General features: G+C 67.6%; 22 protein-coding genes. 12 read left to right on the top strand and 10 right to left on the bottom strand.

Annotated features, from left to right (window positions below; all coding sequences use genetic code 11):
* Window positions 1-46: 46 nt before the first annotated feature.
* On the top strand, window positions 47-1435 hold the full coding sequence (locus tag Q8S38_RS09010; RefSeq protein WP_305680083.1) for an amidase: 1389 nt from the start codon (window positions 47-49) through the stop codon (window positions 1433-1435).
* A gap of 12 nt (window positions 1436-1447) precedes the next feature.
* Here the strand turns inward: Q8S38_RS09010 and Q8S38_RS09005 are convergent, their stop codons facing one another.
* The gene (locus Q8S38_RS09005; protein WP_305680082.1) at window positions 1448-2377 is read right to left on the bottom strand and encodes a tyrosine recombinase XerC; all 930 of its coding nucleotides are present in this window, start codon (window positions 2375-2377) and stop codon (window positions 1448-1450) included.
* A 140-nt stretch (window positions 2378-2517) separates the two neighbouring features.
* Window positions 2518-2868 (bottom strand): hypothetical protein, encoded by a 351-nt coding sequence (locus Q8S38_RS09000; protein WP_305680081.1) that lies wholly within the window; start codon window positions 2866-2868, stop codon window positions 2518-2520.
* A gap of 111 nt (window positions 2869-2979) precedes the next feature.
* Between Q8S38_RS09000 and Q8S38_RS08995 the strand changes: the two genes are divergently transcribed.
* The 6 genes from Q8S38_RS08995 (at window position 2980) to Q8S38_RS08970 (ending at window position 10513) form a co-directional block, all read left to right on the top strand.
* The gene (locus tag Q8S38_RS08995) at window positions 2980-5166 is read left to right on the top strand and encodes a primosomal protein N' (protein WP_305680080.1); all 2187 of its coding nucleotides are present in this window, start codon (window positions 2980-2982) and stop codon (window positions 5164-5166) included.
* 220 nt (window positions 5167-5386) lie between these two features.
* Complete coding sequence (locus tag Q8S38_RS08990; RefSeq protein WP_305680079.1) at window positions 5387-5956, top strand: F0F1 ATP synthase subunit delta; 570 nt, start codon at window positions 5387-5389, stop codon at window positions 5954-5956.
* Window positions 5956-7485, top strand: coding sequence for a F0F1 ATP synthase subunit alpha (atpA, locus tag Q8S38_RS08985; protein WP_305680078.1), 1530 nt, complete (start codon window positions 5956-5958; stop codon window positions 7483-7485). The genes Q8S38_RS08990 and atpA overlap by 1 nt, the downstream gene beginning before the upstream one ends.
* A 105-nt stretch (window positions 7486-7590) precedes the next feature.
* A complete protein-coding gene (locus Q8S38_RS08980) occupies window positions 7591-8460 on the top strand; it encodes a F0F1 ATP synthase subunit gamma (protein WP_305680077.1) in 870 nt (289 codons plus the stop codon).
* Window positions 8461-8526: 66 nt separating this feature from the next.
* The gene (atpD, locus tag Q8S38_RS08975; protein WP_305680076.1) at window positions 8527-9993 is read left to right on the top strand and encodes a F0F1 ATP synthase subunit beta; all 1467 of its coding nucleotides are present in this window, start codon (window positions 8527-8529) and stop codon (window positions 9991-9993) included.
* Window positions 9994-10099: 106 nt separating this feature from the next.
* Window positions 10100-10513 carry a F0F1 ATP synthase subunit epsilon gene (locus Q8S38_RS08970; protein ID WP_305680075.1) on the top strand — a complete coding sequence of 138 codons (414 nt, stop codon included), beginning with the start codon at window positions 10100-10102 and terminating at the stop codon, window positions 10511-10513.
* A 162-nt stretch (window positions 10514-10675) separates the two neighbouring features.
* On the opposite strand, the gene putA is transcribed toward Q8S38_RS08970, so the two are convergent.
* Complete coding sequence (gene putA, locus Q8S38_RS08965; RefSeq protein ID WP_305680074.1) at window positions 10676-13768, bottom strand: bifunctional proline dehydrogenase/L-glutamate gamma-semialdehyde dehydrogenase PutA; 3093 nt, start codon at window positions 13766-13768, stop codon at window positions 10676-10678.
* Between the two features lie 80 nt (window positions 13769-13848).
* On the opposite strand from putA, the gene Q8S38_RS08960 reads away from it, so the two are divergent.
* Window positions 13849-14352 (top strand): Lrp/AsnC ligand binding domain-containing protein, encoded by a 504-nt coding sequence (locus Q8S38_RS08960; RefSeq protein WP_305680073.1) that lies wholly within the window; start codon window positions 13849-13851, stop codon window positions 14350-14352.
* A 21-nt stretch (window positions 14353-14373) separates the two neighbouring features.
* On the opposite strand, the gene Q8S38_RS08955 is transcribed toward Q8S38_RS08960, so the two are convergent.
* Window positions 14374-15378: a TerC family protein gene (locus Q8S38_RS08955; protein ID WP_305680072.1), complete on the bottom strand. Its 1005-nt coding sequence runs from the start codon at window positions 15376-15378 to the stop codon at window positions 14374-14376.
* Window positions 15379-15677: 299 nt separating this feature from the next.
* Here Q8S38_RS08955 and Q8S38_RS08950 point away from each other — a divergent pair, with 299 nt between their 5' ends.
* The 3 genes from Q8S38_RS08950 to Q8S38_RS08940 all read left to right on the top strand — a co-directional run bounded on the left by Q8S38_RS08950 (window position 15678) and on the right by Q8S38_RS08940 (window position 18450).
* Window positions 15678-16739 (top strand): ABC transporter substrate-binding protein, encoded by a 1062-nt coding sequence (locus Q8S38_RS08950; RefSeq protein WP_305680071.1) that lies wholly within the window; start codon window positions 15678-15680, stop codon window positions 16737-16739.
* Between the two features lie 155 nt (window positions 16740-16894).
* Window positions 16895-17683 (top strand): ABC transporter ATP-binding protein, encoded by a 789-nt coding sequence (locus Q8S38_RS08945; RefSeq protein ID WP_305680070.1) that lies wholly within the window; start codon window positions 16895-16897, stop codon window positions 17681-17683.
* The gene (locus Q8S38_RS08940; protein ID WP_305680069.1) at window positions 17680-18450 is read left to right on the top strand and encodes an ABC transporter permease; all 771 of its coding nucleotides are present in this window, start codon (window positions 17680-17682) and stop codon (window positions 18448-18450) included. Before Q8S38_RS08945 ends, Q8S38_RS08940 begins: the two co-directional genes overlap by 4 nt.
* Window positions 18451-18469: 19 nt before the next feature.
* Here Q8S38_RS08940 and Q8S38_RS08935 read toward each other — a convergent pair whose 3' ends face one another.
* Entirely contained in the window at window positions 18470-19087 is a 618-nt protein-coding gene (locus Q8S38_RS08935) for a DnaJ domain-containing protein (protein WP_305680068.1), read from the bottom strand.
* Between the two features lie 128 nt (window positions 19088-19215).
* On the opposite strand from Q8S38_RS08935, the gene Q8S38_RS08930 reads away from it, so the two are divergent.
* Window positions 19216-19488: a BolA family protein gene (locus Q8S38_RS08930; protein ID WP_371125861.1), complete on the top strand. Its 273-nt coding sequence runs from the start codon at window positions 19216-19218 to the stop codon at window positions 19486-19488.
* 12 nt (window positions 19489-19500) lie between these two features.
* Here Q8S38_RS08930 and Q8S38_RS08925 read toward each other — a convergent pair whose 3' ends face one another.
* From Q8S38_RS08925 to Q8S38_RS08905, 5 genes are all read right to left on the bottom strand, one after another.
* Window positions 19501-19905: a type II toxin-antitoxin system VapC family toxin gene (locus tag Q8S38_RS08925; protein ID WP_305680067.1), complete on the bottom strand. Its 405-nt coding sequence runs from the start codon at window positions 19903-19905 to the stop codon at window positions 19501-19503.
* Window positions 19902-20135, bottom strand: a complete 234-nt coding sequence (locus Q8S38_RS08920; protein WP_305680066.1) for an AbrB/MazE/SpoVT family DNA-binding domain-containing protein — start codon at window positions 20133-20135, stop codon at window positions 19902-19904. Before Q8S38_RS08920 ends, Q8S38_RS08925 begins: the two co-directional genes overlap by 4 nt.
* 71 nt (window positions 20136-20206) lie before the next feature.
* Window positions 20207-21400: an MFS transporter gene (locus tag Q8S38_RS08915; RefSeq protein WP_305680065.1), complete on the bottom strand. Its 1194-nt coding sequence runs from the start codon at window positions 21398-21400 to the stop codon at window positions 20207-20209.
* A 40-nt stretch (window positions 21401-21440) separates the two neighbouring features.
* On the bottom strand, window positions 21441-22610 hold the full coding sequence (locus Q8S38_RS08910) for an acetyl-CoA acetyltransferase (protein WP_305680064.1): 1170 nt from the start codon (window positions 22608-22610) through the stop codon (window positions 21441-21443).
* Between the two features lie 139 nt (window positions 22611-22749).
* Window positions 22750-23652 carry a DMT family transporter gene (locus Q8S38_RS08905; protein WP_305680063.1) on the bottom strand — a complete coding sequence of 301 codons (903 nt, stop codon included), beginning with the start codon at window positions 23650-23652 and terminating at the stop codon, window positions 22750-22752.
* Between the last annotated feature and the right edge of the window lie 14 nt (window positions 23653-23666).

Raw genomic sequence — 23666 nt, 5'->3', positions numbered from 1 at the left:
CATGAAAGAGAGCCACGCTGCGCCATGCCTGACGAGGATGCTGCCGATGCCCAACCCCGCCGATCTCAGCGCCGTCGAACTGCTCGAGGCCTATCGCAGCAAGACGCTGTCTCCGGTCGAGGCGGTGGATGCCGTCATCGCCCGGATCGAGGCCTGGGAGCCCCAAATCAAGGCGCTCTACGCCTATCAGCCGGACGTGGCGCGCGCGGCGGCGAAAACCTCCGAGGCGCGCTGGATGAGCGGGCAGGCGCTGCCGCTCGACGGCGTGCCCGGCACGATCAAGGAGAACATCGCGACCAAGGGCACGCAGATGCCGGTCGGCACGGCGGCGCGCGATCTTACGCCGATGGCGGAGGATGCCCCGGTCTCAGCCCGCCTGCGCGAGGCCGGCTTCGTCATGCTCGCCAAGACGACGATGCCCGATTACGGCATGCTCTCCTCGGGGCTGTCGAGCTTCCACGAATTGGCGCGCAACCCCTGGGATGTGACGAAGAACCCGGGCGGGTCCTCGGCCGGGGCGGGCGCCGCGGGTGCGGCCGGCTACGGCCCGTTGCATGTCGGGACCGATATCGGCGGCTCGGTGCGGCTGCCGGCGGGATGGTGCGGGCTCGTGGGGCTCAAGCCCAGCTTCGGCCGGGTGCCGATCGATCCGAGCTATTATGGCCGCGTCGCCGGGCCGATGACCCGCACCGTCACTGATACGGCGCTGATGATGCGCGAGATCTCGAAGCCTGATGCGCGCGACGGCATGAGCCTGCCGCCCCAGGCGATCGACTGGCTCTCGCTCGATCTCGACGTGAAGGGGCTGCGGATCGGCCTGCAGCTCGACCCCGGCATCGGCATCCCGGTCGAGCCGGAGACGAAGGCCGCGATCGAGGCTGCGGGACGCGCTTTCGCGATGGCCGGTGCGATCGTCGCGGAGGCGCCGGCCTTCCTGACGCGGGAGATGCTGGACGGGCTCGACGATTTCTGGAGCCAGCGGGCCTGGGCCGATATCGGCGCGCTGCCGCCGGAAAAGCAGGCCAAGGTGCTGCCCTATATCTTCGCCTGGGCCAAGCGCGGCGACGGGCTCTCGGGCGAACGCGTCTATCGCGGCATGAGCCAGATGCTGGCGATCAAGGATGCGGCACTGAAGCAGAGCGCGCCCTTCGATTTCGTGCTGTCGCCGGTCGCGCCGGTGCCGAGCTATCCCGCCGAAATGGCCTCGCCGCTCGACGACCCCAACCAGCCCTTCGAGCATATCGTCTTCACGCTGCCGGCGAACATGTCGGACCAGCCGTCGATCTCGGTCCATGCCGGGGTGACAAAGGAGGGCCTGCCGATCGGCCTGCAGATCACCGGACGACGCTTCGACGATCTCGGCGTGCTGCGGATGGCACGGGCCTGGGAGCGGTTGCGCGGCGGCGAGGTGCCGTGGCCGCGTGTGTCCCGCTGAAGCGCGTGCCGGTTAGGCGCGCTGCGCGCGCGGATGGGCGGCGTCATAGGCCGCCATCAGCCTGGCTGAATCGATGCGGGTGTAGATCTGCGTCGTCGAGAGCGAGGCGTGGCCGAGCAGCTCCTGGATCGCGCGCAGATCGCCGCCGCGCCCCAGCAGATGCGTCGCGAAGGAATGCCGCAAGGAGTGCGGCGTCGCCGACGATGGCAGGCCCAGCGCGCCGCGCAGACCCTCGACCGCAAGCTGGATGATGCGCGGGGACAAGGGGCCGCCCTTGGCGCCGAGGAACAGCGGACCCTCCGGCGGCAGCCGCCAGGGGCAGAGCGCCAGATATTCGGCGATGGTGCTGACGACGACCGGCAGGACCGGGACCATGCGGGTCTTGTTGCCCTTGCCGATGACGGTCAGCGTGTCGCCGGCCTGGACTGGAGCCTGCGCGCGCGTCAGCGACAGCGCCTCCGAGATGCGCAGGCCGCAGCCATAGAGCAACGCCAGCACGGCGGCATCGCGGGCGAGGATCCACTGGTCACGCGCCTCGCCGGCGCGGGTGTCGACCTGGGTCACCGCCCTTGCCGCGCTGGCCTCCAAAGGCCGCGGCAGGGATTTGCCGATGCGCGGGCCCCGCGTCGCGGCAAAGGCGGCGGCGGTCAGTTTGCCGGTGCGCTCGCCGAAGCGCGCGAGCGAGCGCAGCGCCGCGAGCTGGCGCATCAGCGTGCGGTTGCCGACGCCGTCGCGGCGACGGCGGCCGAGGAAGGCGCGCAGATCGGCGGGCTTCAGCGCGGCGATGTCGGAAAGCGCAGGGGCGCCGCCGAGATGCTCGGCGAGGAAGGAAACGAACTGACGCAGATCACGACCATAGGCTTCGAGCGTCTTCGGCGAGAGCCGCCGCTCATGGGCGAGATGGTTCAGCCAGGCGCGGGCGAGGGCGTCGAAATCGGTCATGGATGGACGCGTCCTCAGCCGTCATGGTCGGCCTCGAGCCGACCATCTCTGGTCGCGCTCTCGCCTGCGAGATGCTCGGGTCAAGCCCGAGCATGACGCCGGTACGTTAACGCCGTGCGAACCGAGACAAGGGCTGCCCCTCAAGGCTTCCGACAGGCGAAGGGCATGAAGGTGCTGGCCATGCCCTGGTTCATGCCCATGATCACCATGACATTGGCGAGGTTGAGCTCCTCGGCGCTGCGCGGGCAGACCTCGCCCCTGATGCTGCAGCCGGAGGCGAGGAAGGCCTCGTGCGCCTCCAGGAAGGGCTGGCCGAGGCCTTTTCGACCGAATTTGGCCAACGCCCCGGCATAGGCCTTGGTGTAGCGCTCGCATTTGACCGCGGGCCAGTTCTCGGGCGGCACCGGTTGCGCGAGCGCGCCGATCGGATGGCTGACAGCCAGACCCGACAGGAGGGCAAGGGCGATCAGAGTGATGGGTTTGCGGGTCATCGAGGGACTCGTCAGGTCGCGGTCGCGTGGTGCGCCTGCAGACATCATCCGATCGGGGCAAAGCCAAGGCAGGCGGTTGTCGCTCCTGCCGCGAGCGTCTAGGCACAGGCCATGGAGAGCCGGTCGGAGCAGGGTGGGGAAGGCGGCACGGTCGATGTGCTGATCCCGCTCGCGCTCGACCAGGCCTATAGCTACGCGGTGCCGCCGGGGCTCGTGCTGGCGCCCGGCGATGTCGTCCAGGTGCCGCTGGGCCCGCGCGAAACCGTCGGCGTGGTCTGGGCCATGGGCACGGGCAGCGGCGGCAATCTGAAAAAGGTCACCGGCAAACTCGACATGCCGCCGCTCGACGCTGCGCTGATGAAGCTGGTCGACTGGGTGGCCTGGTACACGCTGGCGGCCAAGGGTTCGGTGCTGGCGCTGGCCCTGCGGCGGCCGCCGGAGGATGGCCCCGAGCGGCCCAAGCTCGGGGTGCGCCTCGTCGGGCCGCCGCCGGCGCGCCTGACCCCGGCGCGCGCACGGGCGATCGCCGCCGCCGAGGGCGGGCTCCTCATGGCCAAGAGCGCACTGGCGGAGGCGGCCTCGGTCAGCAGCGCGGTGATCGATTCGCTCGTCGATGCCGGCACCTTCGCCGTCGAGCCGCTGCCGCGCGAGGCGATTGCCGCGCGGCCCGACCCGGACCACGCCCAGCCGACGCTGTCGGAGGATCAGGCGGCGGCGGCGGCCGCGCTCGTGGCCTCGGTCAAGGCGGCAGCCTATGGCGTGACCCTGCTGGAAGGCGTCACCGGCTCGGGCAAGACCGAGGTCTATTTCGAGGCGGTCGCAGAGGCCGTGCGGCTGGGCCGCCAGAGCCTGATCCTGATGCCGGAGATCGCGCTCACCGCGCAGTTCATCGACCGTTTCGAGGCGCGCTTCGGGGTCCGGCCCGGGCTGTGGCACTCGGCCGTGACCGGCCGCAGGCGCGAGCGCCTGCAGGCTGCGATCGCCAGCGGCGAGGCCAAGGTGGTGGCGGGCGCACGCTCGGCTTTGTTCCTGCCTTACAAGGATCTCGGCCTGATCGTCGTCGATGAGGAGCACGAGGCCGCCTACAAGCAGGAGGACGGCGTCGCCTATCATGCCCGCGACATGGCGGTGGTGCGGGGCCGTATCGAGAACGCGCCGGTGATCCTGACCTCGGCGACGCCCTCGCTGGAAACCCGCGTCAACGCCGAGCGCGGGCGCTACACCCATCTCAAGCTGCCCGAGCGCTTCGGCGGGCGGTCGCTGCCGACGCTCGGCCTGGTCGATCTGCGCCAGGACAAGCCGCCGCGCGGGCGCTGGATCTCCGACACGCTGGCCAAGGCCATGACCGCCAATCTGGACGCCGGCGAGCAGTCGCTGCTGTTCCTGAATCGTCGCGGCTATGCGCCGCTGACGCTGTGCCGCGACTGCGGGCACCGCTTCCAGTGCCCGAACTGCTCGGCCTGGCTGGTCGATCACCGCTTCCGCCGTGCGCTGGTGTGCCACCATTGCGGCCATGTCGAGCGCCGGCCCAACGAATGCCCGCAATGCCATGCGCAGGACAGCCTGAGCGCCTGCGGGCCCGGCGTCGAGCGGTTGGCCGAGGAGGTCGCGACGCTGTTCCCGCAGGCGCGCGGCATCGTTTTGTCGAGCGATTTTCCCGGCGGGACCGAGCGGCTGAAGACCGAGCTGATGGCGGTCGCGGCGGGTGAATTCGACATCGTCATCGGCACGCAGCTCGTGGCCAAGGGGCACAACTTTCCCGGCATGACGCTGGTCGGCGTGATCGATGCCGATCTCGGCCTGACCTCGGGGGATCCACGCGCGGCCGAGCGCACCTTCCAGGTGCTGCGACAGGTCACGGGCCGGGCCGGGCGAGGCGAAAGGCCGGGGCGGGCGCTGCTGCAGACGCATGACCCTACGCATCCCGTGCTGAAGGCGCTGGTCTCGGGCGACCCGGAGCGGTTTTATGCCGCAGAGGCGGCCTCGCGGGAGGCCGCCGGCCTACCGCCCTTCGGCCGTCTCGCCGGGCTGATCGTCTCCGCCAGCACGCAGGCCGAGGCCGAAGGGCATGCGCGGACCCTGGCGCGCTGTGCCGACGCGCCCGAGGGGGTCAGCGTGCTCGGGCCGGCGGAGGCGCCGCTGGCCGTGCTGCGCGGGCGCCACCGCATGCGCCTGATCGTGAAGACGGAGCGCGAGGTGAACCTGCAGGACTACCTGCGCGCCTGGCTCAAGCGCGCCGGCAAGCCGAAGGGCTCGGTCAGGGTCGCGGTGGATATCGATCCGCAGAGCTTCTTGTAGCAGTGCCCCGCCCACCCCCGAAAGCGCCGGCGAACCGCGCCGGAGATCGGCATCTACGGATTGCGCGCCCTAAAACCGCATGCTAGTGCACCGCCACATTTAGGTCGCGAAGCCGCTTGCCGGGTTCGCGTCCGTGATACACCGCAGCGCCAGGACATCGCACTCCACCCTTGACGAGAGGGTCGCCGGGAGCGGTCCTATGAAACGAGAGATTTGACGCGTGGCTGAAGGCGGATCGCAAGGATCACTGGTTTCGGGCGTAGCGGGTCGCTACGCCACGGCCCTGTTCGAACTGGCCAGCGAGGCCAACGCCATCGATGCCGTCTCCGCCGATCTCGACAGCTTTTTCGCGATGCTCGCCGAGAGCGAGGATCTGCGGCGTCTGGTCGGCAGCCCGGCTTTCTCGGCAGAGGAACAGACCGGCGCGATCAAGGCTGTGCTTGCCTCCGCCAAGATGTCCGGCATCGCCGCCAATTTCATCGGCCTCGTCGCCAGCAAGCGTCGCCTGTTCGCGCTGCCGGGGATGATCGTCGCCTACAAGACGCTCGTCGCTGAAGCCAAGGGCATCGTCAGCGCCGATGTCACGCTCGCCGAGGCGCCCTCGCCCAAGCGCGCAGAAGAGATCCGGGCCGCGCTCGTTGCGGTCGCGGGCAAGGATGTCGACGTCGCGATCAAGGTCGATCCGGCGCTGATCGGCGGGATCGTCGTCAAGATGGGCTCCCGCATGGTCGACGCCTCGCTGAAAACCAAGCTCAATTCAATTCGTCTTGCCATGAAAGAGGTCGGCTGATGGAAATCCGCCCCGCTGAAATCTCCGCGATCCTGAAGGCGCAGATTGCGAACTTCGGATCCGAAGCCTCCGTCACCGAGGTCGGTCAGGTCCTGTCCGTCGGCGACGGCATCGCCCGCGTCTACGGCCTCGACAAGGTCCAGGCCGGTGAGATGGTCGAGTTCGAGAGCGGCGTGCGCGGCATGGCGCTCAACCTCGAGAGCGACAATGTCGGCGTCGTGATCTTCGGTTCCGACCGCGAGATCAAGGAAGGCCAGACGGTCAAGCGCACCGGCGCGATCGTGGACGTGCCGGTCGGCAAGGAGCTGCTCGGCCGCGTCGTCGACGCGCTCGGCAACCCGATCGACGGCAAGGGCCCGATCAAGGCGACGCAGCGCTCGCGCGTCGACGTCAAGGCGCCCGGCATCATCCCGCGCAAGTCGGTGCATGAGCCGATGGCGACCGGCCTCAAGGCGATCGACGCCCTGATCCCGATCGGCCGCGGCCAGCGCGAGCTGATCATCGGCGACCGCCAGACCGGCAAGACCGCCGTGGCGCTCGACACGATCCTGAACCAGAAGGCCAACAACGAGGGCACGGATGAGAGCCAGAAGCTCTATTGCGTCTATGTCGCGATCGGCCAGAAGCGCTCGACCGTCGCCCAGTTCGTGAAGGTGCTCGAGGAGCGCGGCGCGCTGGAGTACTCGATCATCATCGCGGCGACCGCTTCGGACGCCGCCCCGATGCAGTTCCTGGCGCCCTTCGCCGGCTGCGCCATGGGCGAGTATTTCCGCGACAACGGCATGCATGCCGTCATCATCTATGACGACCTCTCCAAGCAGGCCGTCGCCTACCGCCAGATGTCGCTGCTGCTGCGCCGCCCGCCGGGTCGCGAGGCCTATCCGGGCGACGTGTTCTATCTCCACTCCCGCCTGCTCGAGCGCGCGGCGAAGATGGGCGAGGATGCCGGTCTTGGCTCGCTGACGGCGCTGCCGGTCATCGAGACGCAGGCGAACGACGTCTCCGCCTACATCCCGACCAACGTGATCTCGATCACCGACGGCCAGATCTTCCTGGAGACCGACCTGTTCTACCAGGGCATCCGCCCGGCCGTGAACGTCGGCCTCTCGGTGTCGCGCGTCGGCTCCGCCGCGCAGACCAAGGCGACGAAGAAGGTCGCCGGCAAGATCAAGGGCGAGCTCGCCCAGTATCGCGAGATGGCCGCGTTCGCGCAGTTCGGCTCGGATCTGGACGCCGTCACGCAGCGCCTGCTCAACCGCGGCGCCCGCCTGACCGAACTCCTGAAGCAGGCGCAGTTCTCGCCGCTCAAGATGGAAGAGCAGACGGTCGTGATCTATGCCGGCGTCAACGGCTATCTCGACCCGCTGCCGGTCAACAAGGTCCGCGCCTTCGAGGACGGGCTGCTGGCGCTGGTGCGCGGCAAGCATGTCGATCTGCTCAACGAGATCGGCAAGACCAAGGATCTTTCGGACGCGAACGCCGCGAAGCTGAAAGAGATCGTGATCGACTACGCCAAGTCGTTCGCCTGATCTCATGAGCTGAGCGCAGCGGGGCAATCCAGCCCCGCCGCGCAGACCTTCTGGATTGCTTCGTCGCTGCGCTCGCCGCCGTGACGGGTAGGGGATCAAGACCGGATGCCGTCCCTCAAGGACCTACGAAACCGCATCGCTTCCGTGAAGGCGACGCAGAAGATCACCAAGGCCATGCAGATGGTCGCGGCTGCCAAGCTGCGCCGGGCGCAGGCGGCGGCGGAAGCGGCGCGTCCCTATGCCGAGCGCATGGAGACGGTTCTGGCCAATCTCGCCGCTGGCGTGAGCGGCGCCAGCGCGCCGCGCCTGATCGCCGGCACGGGCGCCGACAAGGTCCATCTGCTCGTCGTCTGCACCGCCGAGCGCGGGCTCTGCGGCGCGTTCAACTCCTCGATCGCGCGTCTGGCGCGCGACCATGCGCAGGCGCTGAAGGCCCAGGGCAAGACCGTCAAGATCATCTGCGTCGGCAAGAAGGGCTACGACATCCTGCGCCGGCAGTTCGAGAAGGACATCATCGAACTGATCGACCTGCGCGCCTTCAAGCAGGTCGGCTTCGTCAATGCCGAGGGTATCGCCAACAACATCCTGTCGCGTTTCGGCGCCGGCGAGTTCGACGTGGCGACGCTGTTCTTCTCGAAGTTCAAGTCGGTGATCTCGCAGATCCCGACCGCGCAGCGCATCATTCCCGCCGAGATCCCGGCCGGGACCAAGGTGTCCGAGGCCGTCTACGATTACGAGCCGGACGAGAGCGAGATCCTCGAGACGCTGCTGCCGCGTAACCTCACGGTGCAGGTGCTGCGCGCGATCCTCGAGAACGCCGCCTCCGAGCAGGGCGCGCGCATGTCGGCGATGGATTCCGCCACGCGCAACGCCGGCGAGATGATCAAGAAGCAGACGCAGCTCTACAACCGCTCGCGCCAGGCGATGATCACCAAGGAACTGATCGAGATCATCTCCGGCGCGGAAGCGCTCTAACCGCCTGAATTGAGGCCGGCGCGCCGGCCTTTTCGACACGCTGAACGCGAATCCGAGGTTATCACCATGGCCAAAGCCGCTACGAAGAAGACCGCCGCCGCCGAGAAGCCCGCCAACACCGGCACCGGCCGCATCGCGCAGGTCATCGGCGCCGTCGTCGACGTCCAATTCGACGGCGTTCTGCCGGAGATCCTGAACGCGCTCGAGACGACCAATCTCGGCAACCGCCTGGTCCTCGAGGTCGCCCAGCACCTCGGCGAGAACACGGTCCGCACCATCGCGATGGACTCGACCGAAGGTCTGGTTCGCGGTCAGTCGGTGACCGACACCGGCTCGCCGATCATGGTCCCCGTCGGCGACGAGTGCCTCGGGCGCATCATGAACGTCATCGGTGAGCCGATCGACGAGGCCGGCCCGATCCTGACCACCGCGACCCGCGGCATCCATCAGCCGGCTCCTTCCTATGCCGAGCAGGCGACGGACGCGCAGATCCTCGTCACCGGCATCAAGGTCGTCGACCTGCTGGCCCCCTACGCCAAGGGCGGCAAGATCGGCCTGTTCGGCGGCGCCGGCGTCGGCAAGACCGTGCTGATCATGGAACTGATCAACAACGTCGCGAAAGCCCATGGCGGCTATTCGGTGTTCGCCGGCGTGGGCGAGCGCACCCGTGAAGGCAACGACCTCTATCACGAGATGATCGAGTCGGGCGTGAACAAGAAGGGCGGCGGCGACGGCTCCAAATGCGCCCTCGTCTACGGCCAGATGAACGAGCCCCCGGGCGCCCGCATGCGCGTCGCGCTGTCGGGTCTGACCGTCGCGGAAGATTTCCGCGACAAGGGCCAGGACGTGCTGTTCTTCGTCGACAACATCTTCCGCTTCACGCAGGCCGGCTCGGAAGTGTCGGCGCTGCTCGGCCGCATCCCGTCGGCGGTGGGTTACCAGCCGACGCTGGCGACCGACATGGGCAATCTGCAGGAGCGCATCACCACCACCAACAAGGGCTCGATCACCTCGGTGCAGGCGATCTACGTGCCGGCCGACGACCTGACCGACCCGGCGCCCGCGACCTCCTTCGCCCATCTTGACGCTACGACCGTGCTGTCGCGCTCGATCGCGGAAAAGGGCATCTATCCGGCGGTCGACCCGCTCGACTCGACCTCGCGCATGCTCTCGGCCGCGATCGTCGGCGAGGAGCATTACGGCATCGCCCGCCGCGTGCAGCAGATCCTCCAGCGCTACAAGGCGCTGCAGGACATCATCGCGATCCTCGGCATGGACGAGCTCTCGGAAGAGGACAAGATGACGGTGGCGCGCGCTCGCAAGATCGAGCGCTTCCTGTCGCAGCCCTTCTTCGTCGCCGAAATCTTCACCGGCTCGCCGGGCAAGCTGGTTGCGCTCGAGGATACGATCAAGGGCTTCAAGGGCCTGATCGAAGGCAAGTACGACCACCTGCCGGAAGCCGCCTTCTACATGGTCGGCTCGATCGACGAAGCCATCGAGAAGGCCCAGCGCCTGGCGGCCGAAGCGGCCTGAGGATCGTCATTCTCGGGCTTGGTCCGAGAATCTCACGACCAGAGGACGCTGGTTTCCGGGATGGTCGGGTCAAGCCCGACCATGACGAGCCGAGGAGAGATATACGATGGCCACCTTCAAGTTCGAACTCGTCTCGCCCGAGCGCATGCTGTTCGCCGGCGATGTCGTCAGCGTCATCGTTCCCTCGGTCGAGGGCGAGATGACGGTGCTGGCTGGCCACGCGCCGCTGGTGGCGACGCTGAAGGCGGGCATCGTCTTCGTCCAGACGACTGGCAGCAACGGCAAGGAATTCTTCGTCAATGGCGGGCTGATCGAGATCAACGCCAGCACGACGACGATCCTGGCGGAGCAGGGCCGTTTCCTCGAGGACGTCAACGCCGCCGTGCTGGACCAGGAAATCCTGACCGCGGAGACCAAGCTGGCCGCGACCCAGGTCGAGGACGAGAAGAGGCGCCTGCACGAGGCCCTCGTCCAGCTGCGCGAATTCAAGCATGTGTTCGAGGGCCGCAAGGCGGCGTGAGGCGACCCACTGTTTTGATAGTTGAAAGGGCCGCGTCAGCGGCCCTTTTTCGTTTTGGAGGCCGATGTCGTCTCCTCGTCATTGCGAGCGCAGCGAAGCCATCCAGAGCGGACGCGTTCTACGTCTCCCTGGATGGCTTTGCTGCGCTTGCAATGACGGCGATCACTCCCCCATCGCGATCAGGCTGGCGTTGCCGCCGGCGGCCGCCGTGTTGATCGTCACCGTCTGCTCGGTGGCGAAGCGCATCAGATAGTTTGGCCCGCCAGCCTTCGGCCCGGTGCCCGACAGGCCGTGGCCGCCGAAGGGCTGCACGCCGACGACGGCTCCGATGATGTTGCGGTTGACATAGATATTGCCGGTCGAGAGCCGGCTGGTGACCTGCTCGATCGTGGTCTCGATGCGCGAATGGACGCCGAGCGTCAGCCCGTAGCCGGTCGCCTCGATGTCGTGGATGATCGTGTCGAGCTCGCCGGCTTTCCAGCGCACGACATGCAGGACCGGACCGAAATGCTCCTGGGAGAGGTCGGCGACTCTGCCTAGCGTAACGACATGCGGCGCCACATAGGTGCCGCCGAGGGCGGGCGTCTGCCCGGCCCAGGCGACGCGACCGAGCTTGCGCATCGCCTCGATATGGTCGTCGAGGCGGTGCTTGGCGGCGGTGTCGATGACAGGCCCAATGTGGGTGTCGATCGCGCGCGGGTCGCCGAGCTTCAGCTCGCGGGCCGCACCGGTGATCATCTCGATCATCTTGTCGGCGACGTCCTCCTGCACGACGAGCAGGCGCAAGGCCGAGCAGCGCTGCCCGGCCGAGCGGAAGGCCGACATGACGACATCGTCCGCGACCTGCTCGGCCAGGGCCGTGGCATCGACGATCATGGCGTTGAGGCCGCCGGTCTCGGCGATCAGCGGAACGATCGGGCCGTCCTTGGCGGCGAGCGCGCGGTTGATCGCGCGCGCGGTCGTGGTCGAGCCGGTGAAGGCGACGCCGGCGACGTCCCTATGGGCCACGAGAGCCGCGCCGACGGCGCCGTCGCCGGGCACGAGATGGAGCGCGGAGGCGGGAATGCCGGCCTCGTGCAGGAGGCGCACGGCGACGGCCGCGATCAGAGGCGTCTGCGGGGCGGGTTTGGCGACGACACTGTTGCCCGTGACCAGCGCGGCTGCGATCTGGCCGGCGAAGATCGCCAGCGGGAAATTCCACGGCGCAATGCACAGGAAGGCGCCGCGACCGCGCAGGACGAGGCGGTTGTCCTCGCCGGTGGGGCCGGGCAGCACGGTCGGGCTGGCGAACTTCGCTTCGGCCTCGGCGGCATAGTAGCGGCAGAAATCGACCGCCTCGCGGACCTCCGAGAGGGCATCGTCGAGGGTCTTGCCGGCCTCGGCCTGGAGCAGCGCGAGCAGCAGGCCGCGACGCGCCTCCATCAGGTCCGCGGCCTTGCGCAGAGCGGCCGCGCGCGTGCGGGCCGGGGTGGCGTTCCACACAGGGAAGCCCGCCTTCGCCGCCGCCATGGCGCGCGCGGCAGTCGCCGCGTCGGCCTCCGCGACGCGGCCGATGACGTGGTTGTCGATCGGCGAGCGGACATCGCGGGCCGCGCCGCCCGCGCTCGCGCCGTCGATGATCGGGGTGGCCTCCGGGAAGGGCTTGGCGGACGCCGCCGCGATCTCCGCCAGCAGGGCCTCGAGGCTGTCGGCATGGCCGAGTTCGACGCCGGCCGAGTTCTTGCGGGACGGGCCGAAGAGATCGGCCGGCAGCGGGATGCGCCGGTGCCGCGCCGCGCCGGCCTGGCCGATGATGTCGGCCGGCGGCACGAGCAGTTGCGCCACGGGCACGTCGGGGTCGCCGGAGACGCTGACGAAGGAGGAGTTGGCACCGTTCTCGAGCAGACGCCGCACCAGATAGGCGAGCAGGTCCTGATGGCCGCCGACCGGCGCATAGGTCCGGCAGGCGAAGCCATCGGAGCCGGCGAGGAGCTTCTCGTAGAGCGCCTCGCCCATGCCGTGCAGGCGCTGGAACTCGAAGCCCTCGGACGACCCCGCCATTTCGGCGACGGTCGCGACCGTCTGGGCGTTGTGGGTGGCGAACTGGGGAATGATGCGCGGGCGAAGCGCGAGCAACTGGGCGGCGCAGGCCTCGTAGTTCAGGTCGGTCATCGCCTTGCGGGTGAAGACGGGATAGTCGGGCAGGCCGCGCTCCTGGGCGCGCTTCAGCTCGGTGTCCCAATAGGCGCCCTTGACGAGCCGCACCATCATGCGCCGGCCATGGCTCTCGGCGAGCGCGCCGATATGGTCGATCACGGCCGAGGCGCGCTTCTGATAGGCCTGGATGGCGAGGCCGAAGCCGTCCCAGTCCGCCAGGGAGGCATCGGCGACGACGGCATCGATGATATCGAGCGAGAGTTCGAGCCGGTCGGCCTCCTCGGCATCGATGGTGAAGTTGAGGTCGTAGCGCTTGGCCTGCTGCGCGAGCGCGATCACCTTGGGCGTCAGTTCCGCCAGCACGCGCTCGCGGTTCGTGGCGTCATAGCGCGGATGCAGGGCCGAGAGCTTGACCGAGATGCCCGGCCGGTTCGGCAGCGGGGCGTTGCCGGCCGAGCGGCCGATGGCGTCGATCGCGGCCGTGTAGGAGGCGAGATAGCGGTCGGCATCGGCTTGCGTGCGGGCGCCTTCGCCGAGCATGTCGAAGGAGTAGCGGTAGAGCTTGCCGCTCTTGGAGCCGGCGCGCTTCAGCGCCTCCTCGATGGTCTGGCCGAGCACGAAATGGTTGCCCATGACGCGCATCGCCTGGCGGGTGGCGGTGCGCACCGTCGGCATGCCCAACCGCTTTGCGAGGCCGCCGATGATACTGGTCGGCGTCTCGCCGGGCTGGATGACGCGGGCGGTGATGCCCAGCGCCCAGGCCGAGGCCGAGACGAGGAAGGCATCGGACTTGGATTCGTGATGGGCGAAATCGCCCTGGCCGAGCTTGTCCTCGATCAGCCGGTCGGCAGTGGCGGCGTCGGGCACGCGCAGCAGCGCTTCGGCCAGCACCATCAGGGCGAGGCCCTCGCGTGTCGAGAGCGAATACTCGCGCAGCAGTTCCTCGATGCCGCCGAGGCCGACCTTGCGGCTGCGGATGGCGTCGATCAGCCCCGTCGCCTGCGCATCGATCCGGGCCTTCGCCGCCGGCTCGCGCCGCGCGCCGGCGAGCAGGCGTGCGGCGATCTCACCATCGTCCTGCGCGAAGGGCGCACGAAAGGGCGGAAGAGAGACAGCCATGTGAGGCTCCGAATTTGAGAACGGATGATCTGAAGCATCATCCGGCTTCAGCCTCATATCAATTGGCTGTTTTATCCAGGATGCCTTATCTTGTCCGGTCAAACCAGCTTATTGCCGAGATTCATCCCGTGCTTGACCGAACCGACCGCCGTATCCTGTCGCTGATCCAGGGGGATGGCCGCATCGCGGGCGTCGAACTGGCCGAAAAGGTCGGGCTGTCGCCGACGGCGGTCGGCGACCGGCTGAAGCGTCTGACGCGGGAGGGCTACATCACCGGCTACAGGGCAACGCTCGACCCGCTGAAGCTCGGGTTGAATCTGCTGGTCTTCGTCGAGGTCTATCTCGACAAGACGACGCCCGACGCCTTCGAGCGCTTCGCGGCGGCGGTACAGCGCGCGCCGGAGGTACTGGAGTGCCATATGGTGGCCGGCGGCTTCGACTATCTGGTCAAGACCCGGGTCGCCGACATGAACGCCTATCGGCGGTTTCTGGGCGAGGTTCTGCTTGCGCTTCCGGCGGTGCGCGAGACGCGCACCTATGCGGTGATGGAGGAGGTCAAGACCGACGGCGCGCTGCCTCTGTGACAGCGCGCCGACGGGTGGGGATCACTCCACCGGCTTGGCGGCCGCGTCGCGCGTCTTCCACAGCGAGAAGACGACGCCGCCGAGGATCAACGCCAGGGTGACGCCGAGCGAGATCGCAGGGTCGACCTTGCCAACGATCTGGTTCCAGAAGATCTTGGCGCCGATGAACACCAGGACGAGCGCCAGCGCCGTCTTGAGGTATTCGAAGCGGTGAACCATGGCCGACAGCGCGAAATACAGTGCGCGCAGGCCCAGGATCGCCATGATGTTGGCGGTGAAGACGATGAACGGGTCGGTGGTGATGGCGAAGATCGCCGGCACCGAGTCCACCGCGAAGACCACGTCGGCCAGATTGATGATGACCAGCGCCAGGAAGAGCGGCGTGGCGTGTATCATCTTCTGGCCGGTCACGGCGTCCGGCAGCCTGACGAAGAAGCGTTCGCCATGGAGCGTGTCGGTCACGCGCATGCGCTTGCGCAGGAATCGCACGAGCGGGTTGTTGGCGACATCGGGCTCGGCCTCGGCCACGAACAGCATCTTCACGCCGGTGGCCAGCAGGAAGGCGCCGAAGAGATAGAGGATCCAGTCATACTGCTGAACCAGCGCCGCGCCGATGCCGATCATCAGGCCACGCAGGACGATGACCGCCAGGATGCCCCAGACCAGCGCCCGGTACTGATAGCGCGGCGGAACGGCAAAGAAGGTGAAGATCAGCGAAATGACGAAGACGTTGTCGATCGACAGCGCTTTTTCGATGAAGAAGCCGGTGAAGAACGTCACGCCGGCATGGGTGCCGTCGGTCGTCTTGAGGTAGCCCGATTCATAGGCCCACCATACGGCAGCGCCATAAAGACAGGAGAACCCGATATAGAAGACCGACAGTTTGAGGCTGCGGGCGATGCCCATCTCGCGCTCGCCGCGATTCATCAGGCCGAGGTCGAAAGCGAGCAAGGCAAAAACGATTAAAAGAAATCCGCTCCACATCCAGAGCGGCTTGCCGAGCCAGTCGGCAATCAAAAAATCCATGTCCGGGCGCCTATCGGTTTGGGTTGACGTCAAGGGTGGTTCCGACATCGCGGCCACGTCGTCCAGACGTGCTCCGCCAGAGGGGCCCGGTCACCACCAGCGGCCCACATGGGACCGTGCCCCTCGTTTGGCAAGGGGCGTTGATGCGCCTGGCGCATGAATTTGTGGGAGATGCGGCTCAGCGGCCGATTGCGGCTTGACCGCCGCCACCGCTCCGTCAGTGTGAAACCGCCGCGCGGCATGAAGATTGCTCGCACTGCGGACCAACGACCGCGATCGCCATTCCAGAGGAGTCTTCGATGCCCGCCCCGACCTGCCCGACCGTCTTCGGACGCCTGCGCTCATCCGCCGGGCGCCTCGTCCTCGCCGCCGGGCTGGCGGCGGCCTTCGTCGGTCTGGCGCCGGGCGCTCAGGCGCAGACGCCGGTTCGCTTCACGCTGGACTGGCGGTTCGAAGGTCCCGCCGCACTGTTCCTGATGGCGATCGAGAAGGGCTATTTCAAAGCCGAGGGGCTGGACGTCACCATCGACACCGGCAACGGCTCGCGCGAGGCCATCCCGCGCGTCGCATCGGGGACCTACGATGTCGGCTTCGGCGATGTGAACTCGCTGATCCGCTTTCGCGACGAGAATCCCAGCGTCGACGTGAAAGCCGTCATGATGGTCTACGACAAGCCGCCCTTCGCGATCGTGGGCCGCAAGAGCCGCGGCATCGCCGCCGATGTGAAGAGCCTCGAAGGCAAGAAGTTCGGCGCACCCGCCGCCGACGCGGCCTTCGCGCAATGGCCGATCTTCAAGGCGGTGAACAAGCTCGACGACAGCAAGATCCGGCTGGAGAATGTCGGCTTCCCTGTCCGCGAGCCGATGCTGGCTTCGGGCGAGGTCGATGCCGTGTTCGGCTTCGCCAACTCCTCCTTCATCAATCTGAAGTCGCGCGGCGTGCCGGTGGACGACATCGTCGTCATGCTGATGTCGGATTACGGCGTCGAACTCTACGGCAACGTCATCATGGTCTCGCCGAAATTCGCGGCCGAGAAGCCTGAAGCCGTGCGCGGCCTGCTGCGGGCGATCACCAAGAGCGTCAAGGAGACCGTGGCCAATCCGGAGCTCGGCGCGCAGCTCGTGATCAAGCGCAACGATGTCGCCAAAGTCGAGGTCGAGCTCGAACGGCTCAAGATGACGCTGGCGCAGAACGTGATGACGCCCTGGGTGAAAGCCAACGGGTTTGGCGGCATCGACAAGGCGCGCTGGGACAAGGCGCTCGACCAGATCGCCCTGACCTTTACCTTCAAGGACAAGGCCAAGGCGGGCGACGCCTTCACCGACGCCTTCCTGCCGGCCTCGGCCGAGCGGGTGTTCTGAGTTTCGCGGTTTTTCCACTGGCCGTCGTCCTGGACAAGCCGCGCAGCGGCGCCGGCCGGGATCCATCACAGGGCAGGACGGCGCTCTCGGATGGATCCCGGGACTTCGCTGCGCGAAGCCCAGGATGACGGCGGTTTGTTTCCAGAAGGATTGCCTTGACCGCTTTCGTCGAACTTCACGATGTCACCCATGTCTATGGCGGCGGCGAGGGGCCGCCGGCCGTCGAAGGCCTGTCGCTCAAGGTCCGCGAGGGCGAATTCGCTGCGATCGTGGGCCCGTCCGGCTGTGGCAAGTCGACGATGATGAAGCTCGCCACCGGGCTGCAGCGGCCCAAAACCGGCACCGTGATCGTCGATGGGCGCGAAGTGTCGGAGCCGATCAAGATCACCGGCATGGCCTTCCAGAACCCGGTCATGCTGCCCTGGCGCACGACGCTGCAGAACCTGCTGCTGCCGCTCGAGATCGTCCAGCCGCATCGCTCGCGGCTGCGGGCGAACAAGGCCGAGTACGTCGCGCGGGCCGAGATGCTGCTGGAGACGGTGGGCCTCAAGGGCATGGGGTCGAAGTTTCCCTGGCAGCTCTCGGGCGGCATGCAGCAGCGGGCCTCGCTGTGCCGCTCGCTGATCCATGAGCCGAAGCTGCTGATGCTGGACGAGCCCTTCGGCGCGCTCGACGCCTTCACGCGGGAGGAACTCTGGTGCGTGATCCGCGACCTGCATGCGCAGCGCGGCGTCACCGTGATCCTGGTCACGCATGATCTGCGCGAGGCGGTGTTCCTGGCCGACCGGGTTTTCTGCATGTCGGCGCGACCCGGCCGGATCATCGCGGAACGCGAGATCGGCTTTGCCCGTCCGCGCGATCTCGACGTGACCTACACGCCGGAATTCGCGGCGATCGTGCACGAGCTGCGCGGGCATATCCGGGAAGCGAGGGCGGTGGCATGACCCGCTCGACCTGGCTCAAGCTCGCACCCTATCTGTTCACGATCGGCTTCTTCCTGATCTGGGAGGTCGCCTGCCGGGCATTCTCGATCTCGTCCTTCATCCTGCCGCCGCCCTCGGCGATCTGGGCGGCCCTGGTCCAGTACCAGAAGCCGCTCTACACCAACGCCTTCCACACGCTCTGGATGACGTCGCTGGGCTTCGGGCTGTCGATCCTGTTCGGGCTGGCGCTGGGGCTGCTCGTCGGCTCCTCGAAGCTGATCTATGCGGGCCTCAATCCCCTGCTGGTCGGCTTCAACTCGATCCCGAAGGTCGCGGTGGTGCCAATCCTGGTGATCTGGTTCGGCGTCGGCTGGCTGCCGCCGGTGCTCACCGCCTTCGTGATCTCGTTCTTCCCGATCGTGGTCAACGTCGCCACCGGGCTCGCCACGATCGAGCCGGAGACGGAGGACGTGCTGAAGGCGCTCGGCGCCAGCCGCATGGACATCATGACTAAGGTCGGCATCCCGCGCTCGCTGCCCTATCTCTTCGGGGCACTGAAGGTGTCGATCACGCTGGCCTATGTCGGCTCTGTGATCGGCGAGCAGAACGCCTCCAATCTCGGCCTCGGCAACCTGATCACGCGCGCCTCGGCGGATTTCAACGTGCCGCTGATCTTCGCGGCGCTGATCGTGCTGGCGGTGCTCGGCGTCTTTCTGGTCGCGATCGTCGACATCGTCGAGAACCGGATGACCGGCTGGGCCAAGCGCTCGCAGATGGGCAACGTCTGAAAGTCCAACGAGGGCCTGGTCAGACCATGCCGGTCGATTTGAGCTGCTGATAGGCCTTCAGGATTTCCTGCAGCGTGCCCTCGCGCGAGCGGTCGCCACCATTCGCATCGGGATGGAAGCGCTTCACCAGTTCCTTGTAACGCGCCTTGATCGCGACGGGATCGGCGTTCTCGTCGAGGCCGAGCGCCTCGAGCGCCTTGCGCGCGACCACGCCGACGCGCGGTTCGGGCTGGGCGGCCGTCTGCGTCCGCCGCGAGCCGAAGATGTTGAACGCGTCCTGCACGTCGGGCTGCTCGCCGCCGCCCGCGACCCGGCCGCGCTGCGCCATCCGCGCCGCCTTGGAGTTGACGCCGAGCTTCCAGGTCGGCCGGTGGCCGATGGCCGCGTCCTTGGCGTATTCGGCCAGCGCCTCGTCGTTCATCCCTTGGAAATAATTGTAGGTCGCGTTGTAGGCCTTCACATGCTCCATGCAGAACAGGAAGAACTGCCCCTCGCGCCCCCGCCCTTTCGGCGCGCGAAATTCGCCCGGCCGCTTGCAGCCCGGATGGTCGCAATGCGGCGCGTCGGATTCCTGGACCGCTTCCGCCTCGGAAGGGCCGATCCTGATGCGGTCGAACAAGCGTGAGTTGAAGTTCATGGTCGAATGGTTATGAGACGCGGGATCGGAACCGGCAAGTGCGATGCAGCATGTAGCCGCAGGCCGGGCAGGGCTGGGGCCGCATTGCCGCGGCCTTCGGACGGATCATTCAGAACGGTGGCGCGATCATGACCGGAATGGCTGAACGGATCACCAACAGGCTCGAGCAGGCGCTGGCGCCGCAGACGCTCCGGGTCATCGACGAGTCGCATCAGCATCAGGGCCATGGCGGCTGGCGCGAGGGCGGCGAAACCCATTTTCGGGTCGAGATCGTCTCATCGGCCTTTGCCGGCAAGAGCCGCCTGGAGCGGCACCGCCTCGTCAATGCGGCCCTGGCGCAGGAACTGGCCGAAAGCGTCCACGCATTGGCGATCGCGGCGCGGGCTCCGGGTGAAGGGTAAGGGCCTCGCGGCTCAGGGTGAGATCAGCTCGACGGTGGGAAAGTAGGTCCGGTAGCGCTTGGCGTCGCGGGTCAGGAGCGGGAGCTTTGCCACAGCAGCGTGTGCGCCGATAAAGAAGTCCGGCAGAACGCTTTGGCGAAGCCCGCCTGACGCGCGGTATCGACGGAAGGCCTTTCCCGCATCGAACAGCGCCTGTCGTGGAATGGGCGCATGCTTCGCATTGAAGTCCGCCATCATCGTATCGAGTCTGGCGATTTCATCGAACCGGATCGAAATTTCTGCATAGATGACATCGTTGATCAGTAGCGTGCCAGCGCTCATGGCGGCAGCAAGCCGTCCAGCAGACCAGTCGGCCCAATCCCGATCGTTCGTGATCAGGTCGAGGAAAATGTTGGCGTCGACCAGTGTTGCCGTCACGGTTCACCGCGGGTCAGGCTCATCATTTCATCGGTGCTCATGCCGGGGCCGACCGATCCGCGCCATTTTTCGAGGGGGGTGGTCGCAGCGGACCGTTCGACCTTCAGCAGAACGACCCTGCCGTCTGCATCCATCCGGAAATCGACGGCGTTTCCGGGCTTGATGCCGAGGCGGTCGCGGATAGGCTTGGGGATCGTGACCTGCCCCTTGCTGGTGACCGTCGTCGCCATGATGACCTCCGTATTACCCGTTGAGTTCAAGGTAATACTCGGCGCTCAACGTCGCAAGCCAGAGATGGCCACTAGGCCTTCGGCCGCTCCGGCGTGAAGGCGTAGATCGCGGCGGAGACCAGCAGCAGCCCCGCGAAGGCCCAGTGGAGATGGGCGAAGGTCGTGGCCGCGTCGAGACCGGCGGCGCGCTGGCTGGCGATGAACCAGCCGGAGCCGGACTGGGTCAGGGCGGCCCCCGCGATGAACAGGAAATTGACGGCCGTCATGCCGCGTCCGAGCAGATGCGCCGGGAAGAACAGGCGCGCATGCGCCATCAGGATAGCATAGGTGAAGCCGACGGCGCCGATCAGCGCGAAGAGGGCGACGGCGATGAGCGAGGAGCCTGCCCCGAAGGCCGCCAGCAGCGCGAAGCAGGCCGCCGTGCCGAGCGTGCCCCAGAACACCAGCGGCTTGACCCGCCCCAGTGCCTTTTCGAACCCGCCATAGATGAAGGCGCCGGCCACCATCGTCACGGCCATCGCGGTCGCGGCGTTGCCAGCCGAGACGGCGTCGAAGCCGTGGACGCTGGCCATGTAAGGTCCGACCCAGAGCCCGCGCGCGGTCGCCAGGATCGCATAGGCCGTCAGCGTGATCGGGGCGAGCAGCCAGAGCGGCCGCAGCTTCAGGATGCTGGCGAGGCCGGCGAGCAGGCCTTCGGCCTTGCCCGAGGCGCTCTCGGCGCGGACGGGGTCGCGGATCAGGAGCGCGGCCAGCGCGGTGGCGAGGAGAAAGCAGCCCGCCATCACCAGCATCGAGGGGCGCCAGCCGAAACGGGCGGCGGCGATGGCGAGGGGGGCTGCGCCGACCAGATTGCCGAGCGAGCCCAGCCCGATGAAGACCGAGGTCAGGAAGGCGAAGCGCGCCGGTTCGGCCGTGCGGGCGAACAGGAAGAGGCTCGCCATGAAGATCGGCGCGCAGCCGATGCCGATCAGCGCCATCGCCAGCGTGCCGCTGACGGCGCCGGTCGCCTGCGCGAAGAGGATGGCACCGACGCTGCCGATCGCCATCGCGGCGGTGACGGTCCGGCGTGGACCGAGCCTGTCGAGCGCCCAGCCGATCGGGAACTGGGCAATCGCGAAGGTGGTGAACCACGCCGCGCCGAGCAGCCCGAACTCACGCGGGCCGATCGCCAGGTCGGTCATCACCGGCCCGGCGATGACGCTCAGGAACGACCGGTAGAAGATCGAGAGGAAATAGGCCGGCAGCAGCGCGAAGAAGACGATCAAGAGCGGATCAGCCTTTGGGCCGAAGCAGGCGCGGAGCGGATCACTTGATCCGCTCGAGCACCGAGACGTAGTTCGCTACCGCCGAACCGCCCATGTTGAAGATGCCGCCGAGGCGCGCATCCTTCAGCTGCATGCCTTCCGGAGCCTCGCCGACGAGCTGCATCGCGCTGAGCACATGCATCGAGACGCCGGTCGCGCCGATGGGGTGGCCCTTGGCCTTCAGGCCGCCGGAGACGTTGACTGGCAGCTTGCCGTCCTTCTGCGTCCAGCCCTCCTTGATGGCGCGGGCGCCGTCGCCCTCCTTCGTCAGCCCCATCGCCTCGTATTCGAGCAGTTCGGCGATGGTGAAGCAGTCATGCGTCTCGACGAAGGAGAGATCGTCGAGCGCCACCCCGGCTGCGCTGAGCGCCTGCTGCCAGGCGCGCGTCGCGCCCTCGAAGCGCAGGATGTCGCGCTTGGAGACGGGCAGGAAATCCTGGACATGCGCCGTGCCGCGGAAGCCGACGGCGCGGCGCATGGTCAGCGCCGTCTCCTCGTCGGCGAGCACGATCGCAGCCGCGCCGTCGGAGACCAGCGAGCAGTCGGTGCGCTTCAGCGGGCCGGCGACATAGGGGTTCTTCTCGCTTTCCTCGCGGCAGAAGGCGTAGCCGAGGTCCTTGCGCATCTGGGCATAGGGGTTGTCGACGCCGTTCCTGTGGTTCTTGGCTGCGATCATCGCCAGCGCATCGGACTGGTCGCCATGGCGCTGGAAATAGGCGGCCGCGATGCCGCCGAACACGCCCGCGAAGCCGCCCTGGGTCGCCCCCTCCTCGGGGAGATAGGAGGCCTTGAGCAGGTTCTTGCCGATCTCGGGGCCGGGCGTCGTGGTCATCTGCTCGACGCCGACGACGAGCACGATCCTGGCCGCGCCGGCCTTGATCGCGCGCACGCCCTGCTGCACGGCGGCCGAGCCGGTGGCGCAGGCGTTCTCGACGCGGGTCGCCGGCTTGAAGCGCAGGGCCGGGTCGGCCTGGAGCACGAGCGAGGCGGTGAAGTCCTGCGCCGAGAAACCGGCGTTGAAATGGCCGAGCACGATCTCGTCGACCTGGTCGGCGGTGATCCCGGCATCGATCAGCGCGTCGTTCGTGACCCGGACGATCAGGCTTTCGATCGTCTCCGCATCCTGCTTGCCGAACGGCGTATGGGCCCAACCGACGATCGCAGCGCTCATGACATCTCTCCCTGCCGACATTCTAGACGTTGCCCGACTTTGACGTCTCATGTGCGCTCGCCGTCGGCACCTCGCAAGCGGGTACAAGCGCATTTCCGGCGTGCGTGGAAAGAGGGACCATGATGCGGAACGGCCGAGGTCAGAGCGCGATCATCAGCAGCAGGCCGACGCCGGCCACGATCATCGCCATGCCCGCCATTTCGCGCCAGCTCGTCCCCTCCGCGAAGATGCGGCGGGACGCGATCTGCGCCAGCGGCACCTCGATCAGGGCCAGCGTGCGGACATTGGCGGCGCTGGTCAGCGAGAAACCGATGAACCAGCACTGCGAGGCGGCCGCGCCGAGAAAGCCCGCCGACAGCGACGCACGCCAGTGGCGCAGGCTCGACATCAGGGCCGGGCGGTTGGCTGCGAGCATGTAGAGCGTCAGCACCAGCGTCTGCAGGAAGAGGCCGAGCGCCAGGATCGTGGACGCGCGGATGAAGAAGCCGCCCTCCGGCAGGGCCTGGATCGCGCCGCGATAGCCGATCGCCGAGAAGGCGAAGAAGGCGCCCGCCCCGACGCCGAGCAGGGCCGGGCGCAGCCCTGCACGGGTCAGCTTCTCGCCCGGCTTCCAGGACACCAGCACGACGCCGACGGTTGCGATCAGGATCGCGGCGAATTTGGCGGGCGTCAGCGCGTCGCCCAGCAAGAGCGCGCCGAAGATCGCGACCTGCACCGGTTCGGTCTTGGTGTAGGCCGTGGTGACGGCGAAGGAGCGCTCGCGCATCGCCGCGAGCATCAGCGCGGTCGCCGCGATCTGGGTGAGGGCGCCACCGATCGTATAGGCGAGGGCGCCGGTCGAGATCTCGGGCGGCAGGCGCCCCGCGACGGCGCAGACGATGACGAGGAAGAGGACCGCGAAGGGCAGCCCGAACAGGAAACGCACCTGCGTCGCGCCGACCACGCCGATGACCTGCGTGAGGGAGCGCTGGGTCAGGTTGCGGGCGGTCTGCAGCAGCGAGGCCGCGATCGTCGCGGGGATCCAGAGGAGGGCGAAGCTCACGCGGCAGATCCGGT

Origin of the sequence: Allobosea sp., from assembly GCF_030695125.1 — a bacterium.
GTDB lineage: Bacteria > Pseudomonadota > Alphaproteobacteria > Rhizobiales > Beijerinckiaceae > Allobosea.
This window is presented reverse-complemented; position numbering and strand designations above follow the sequence as displayed.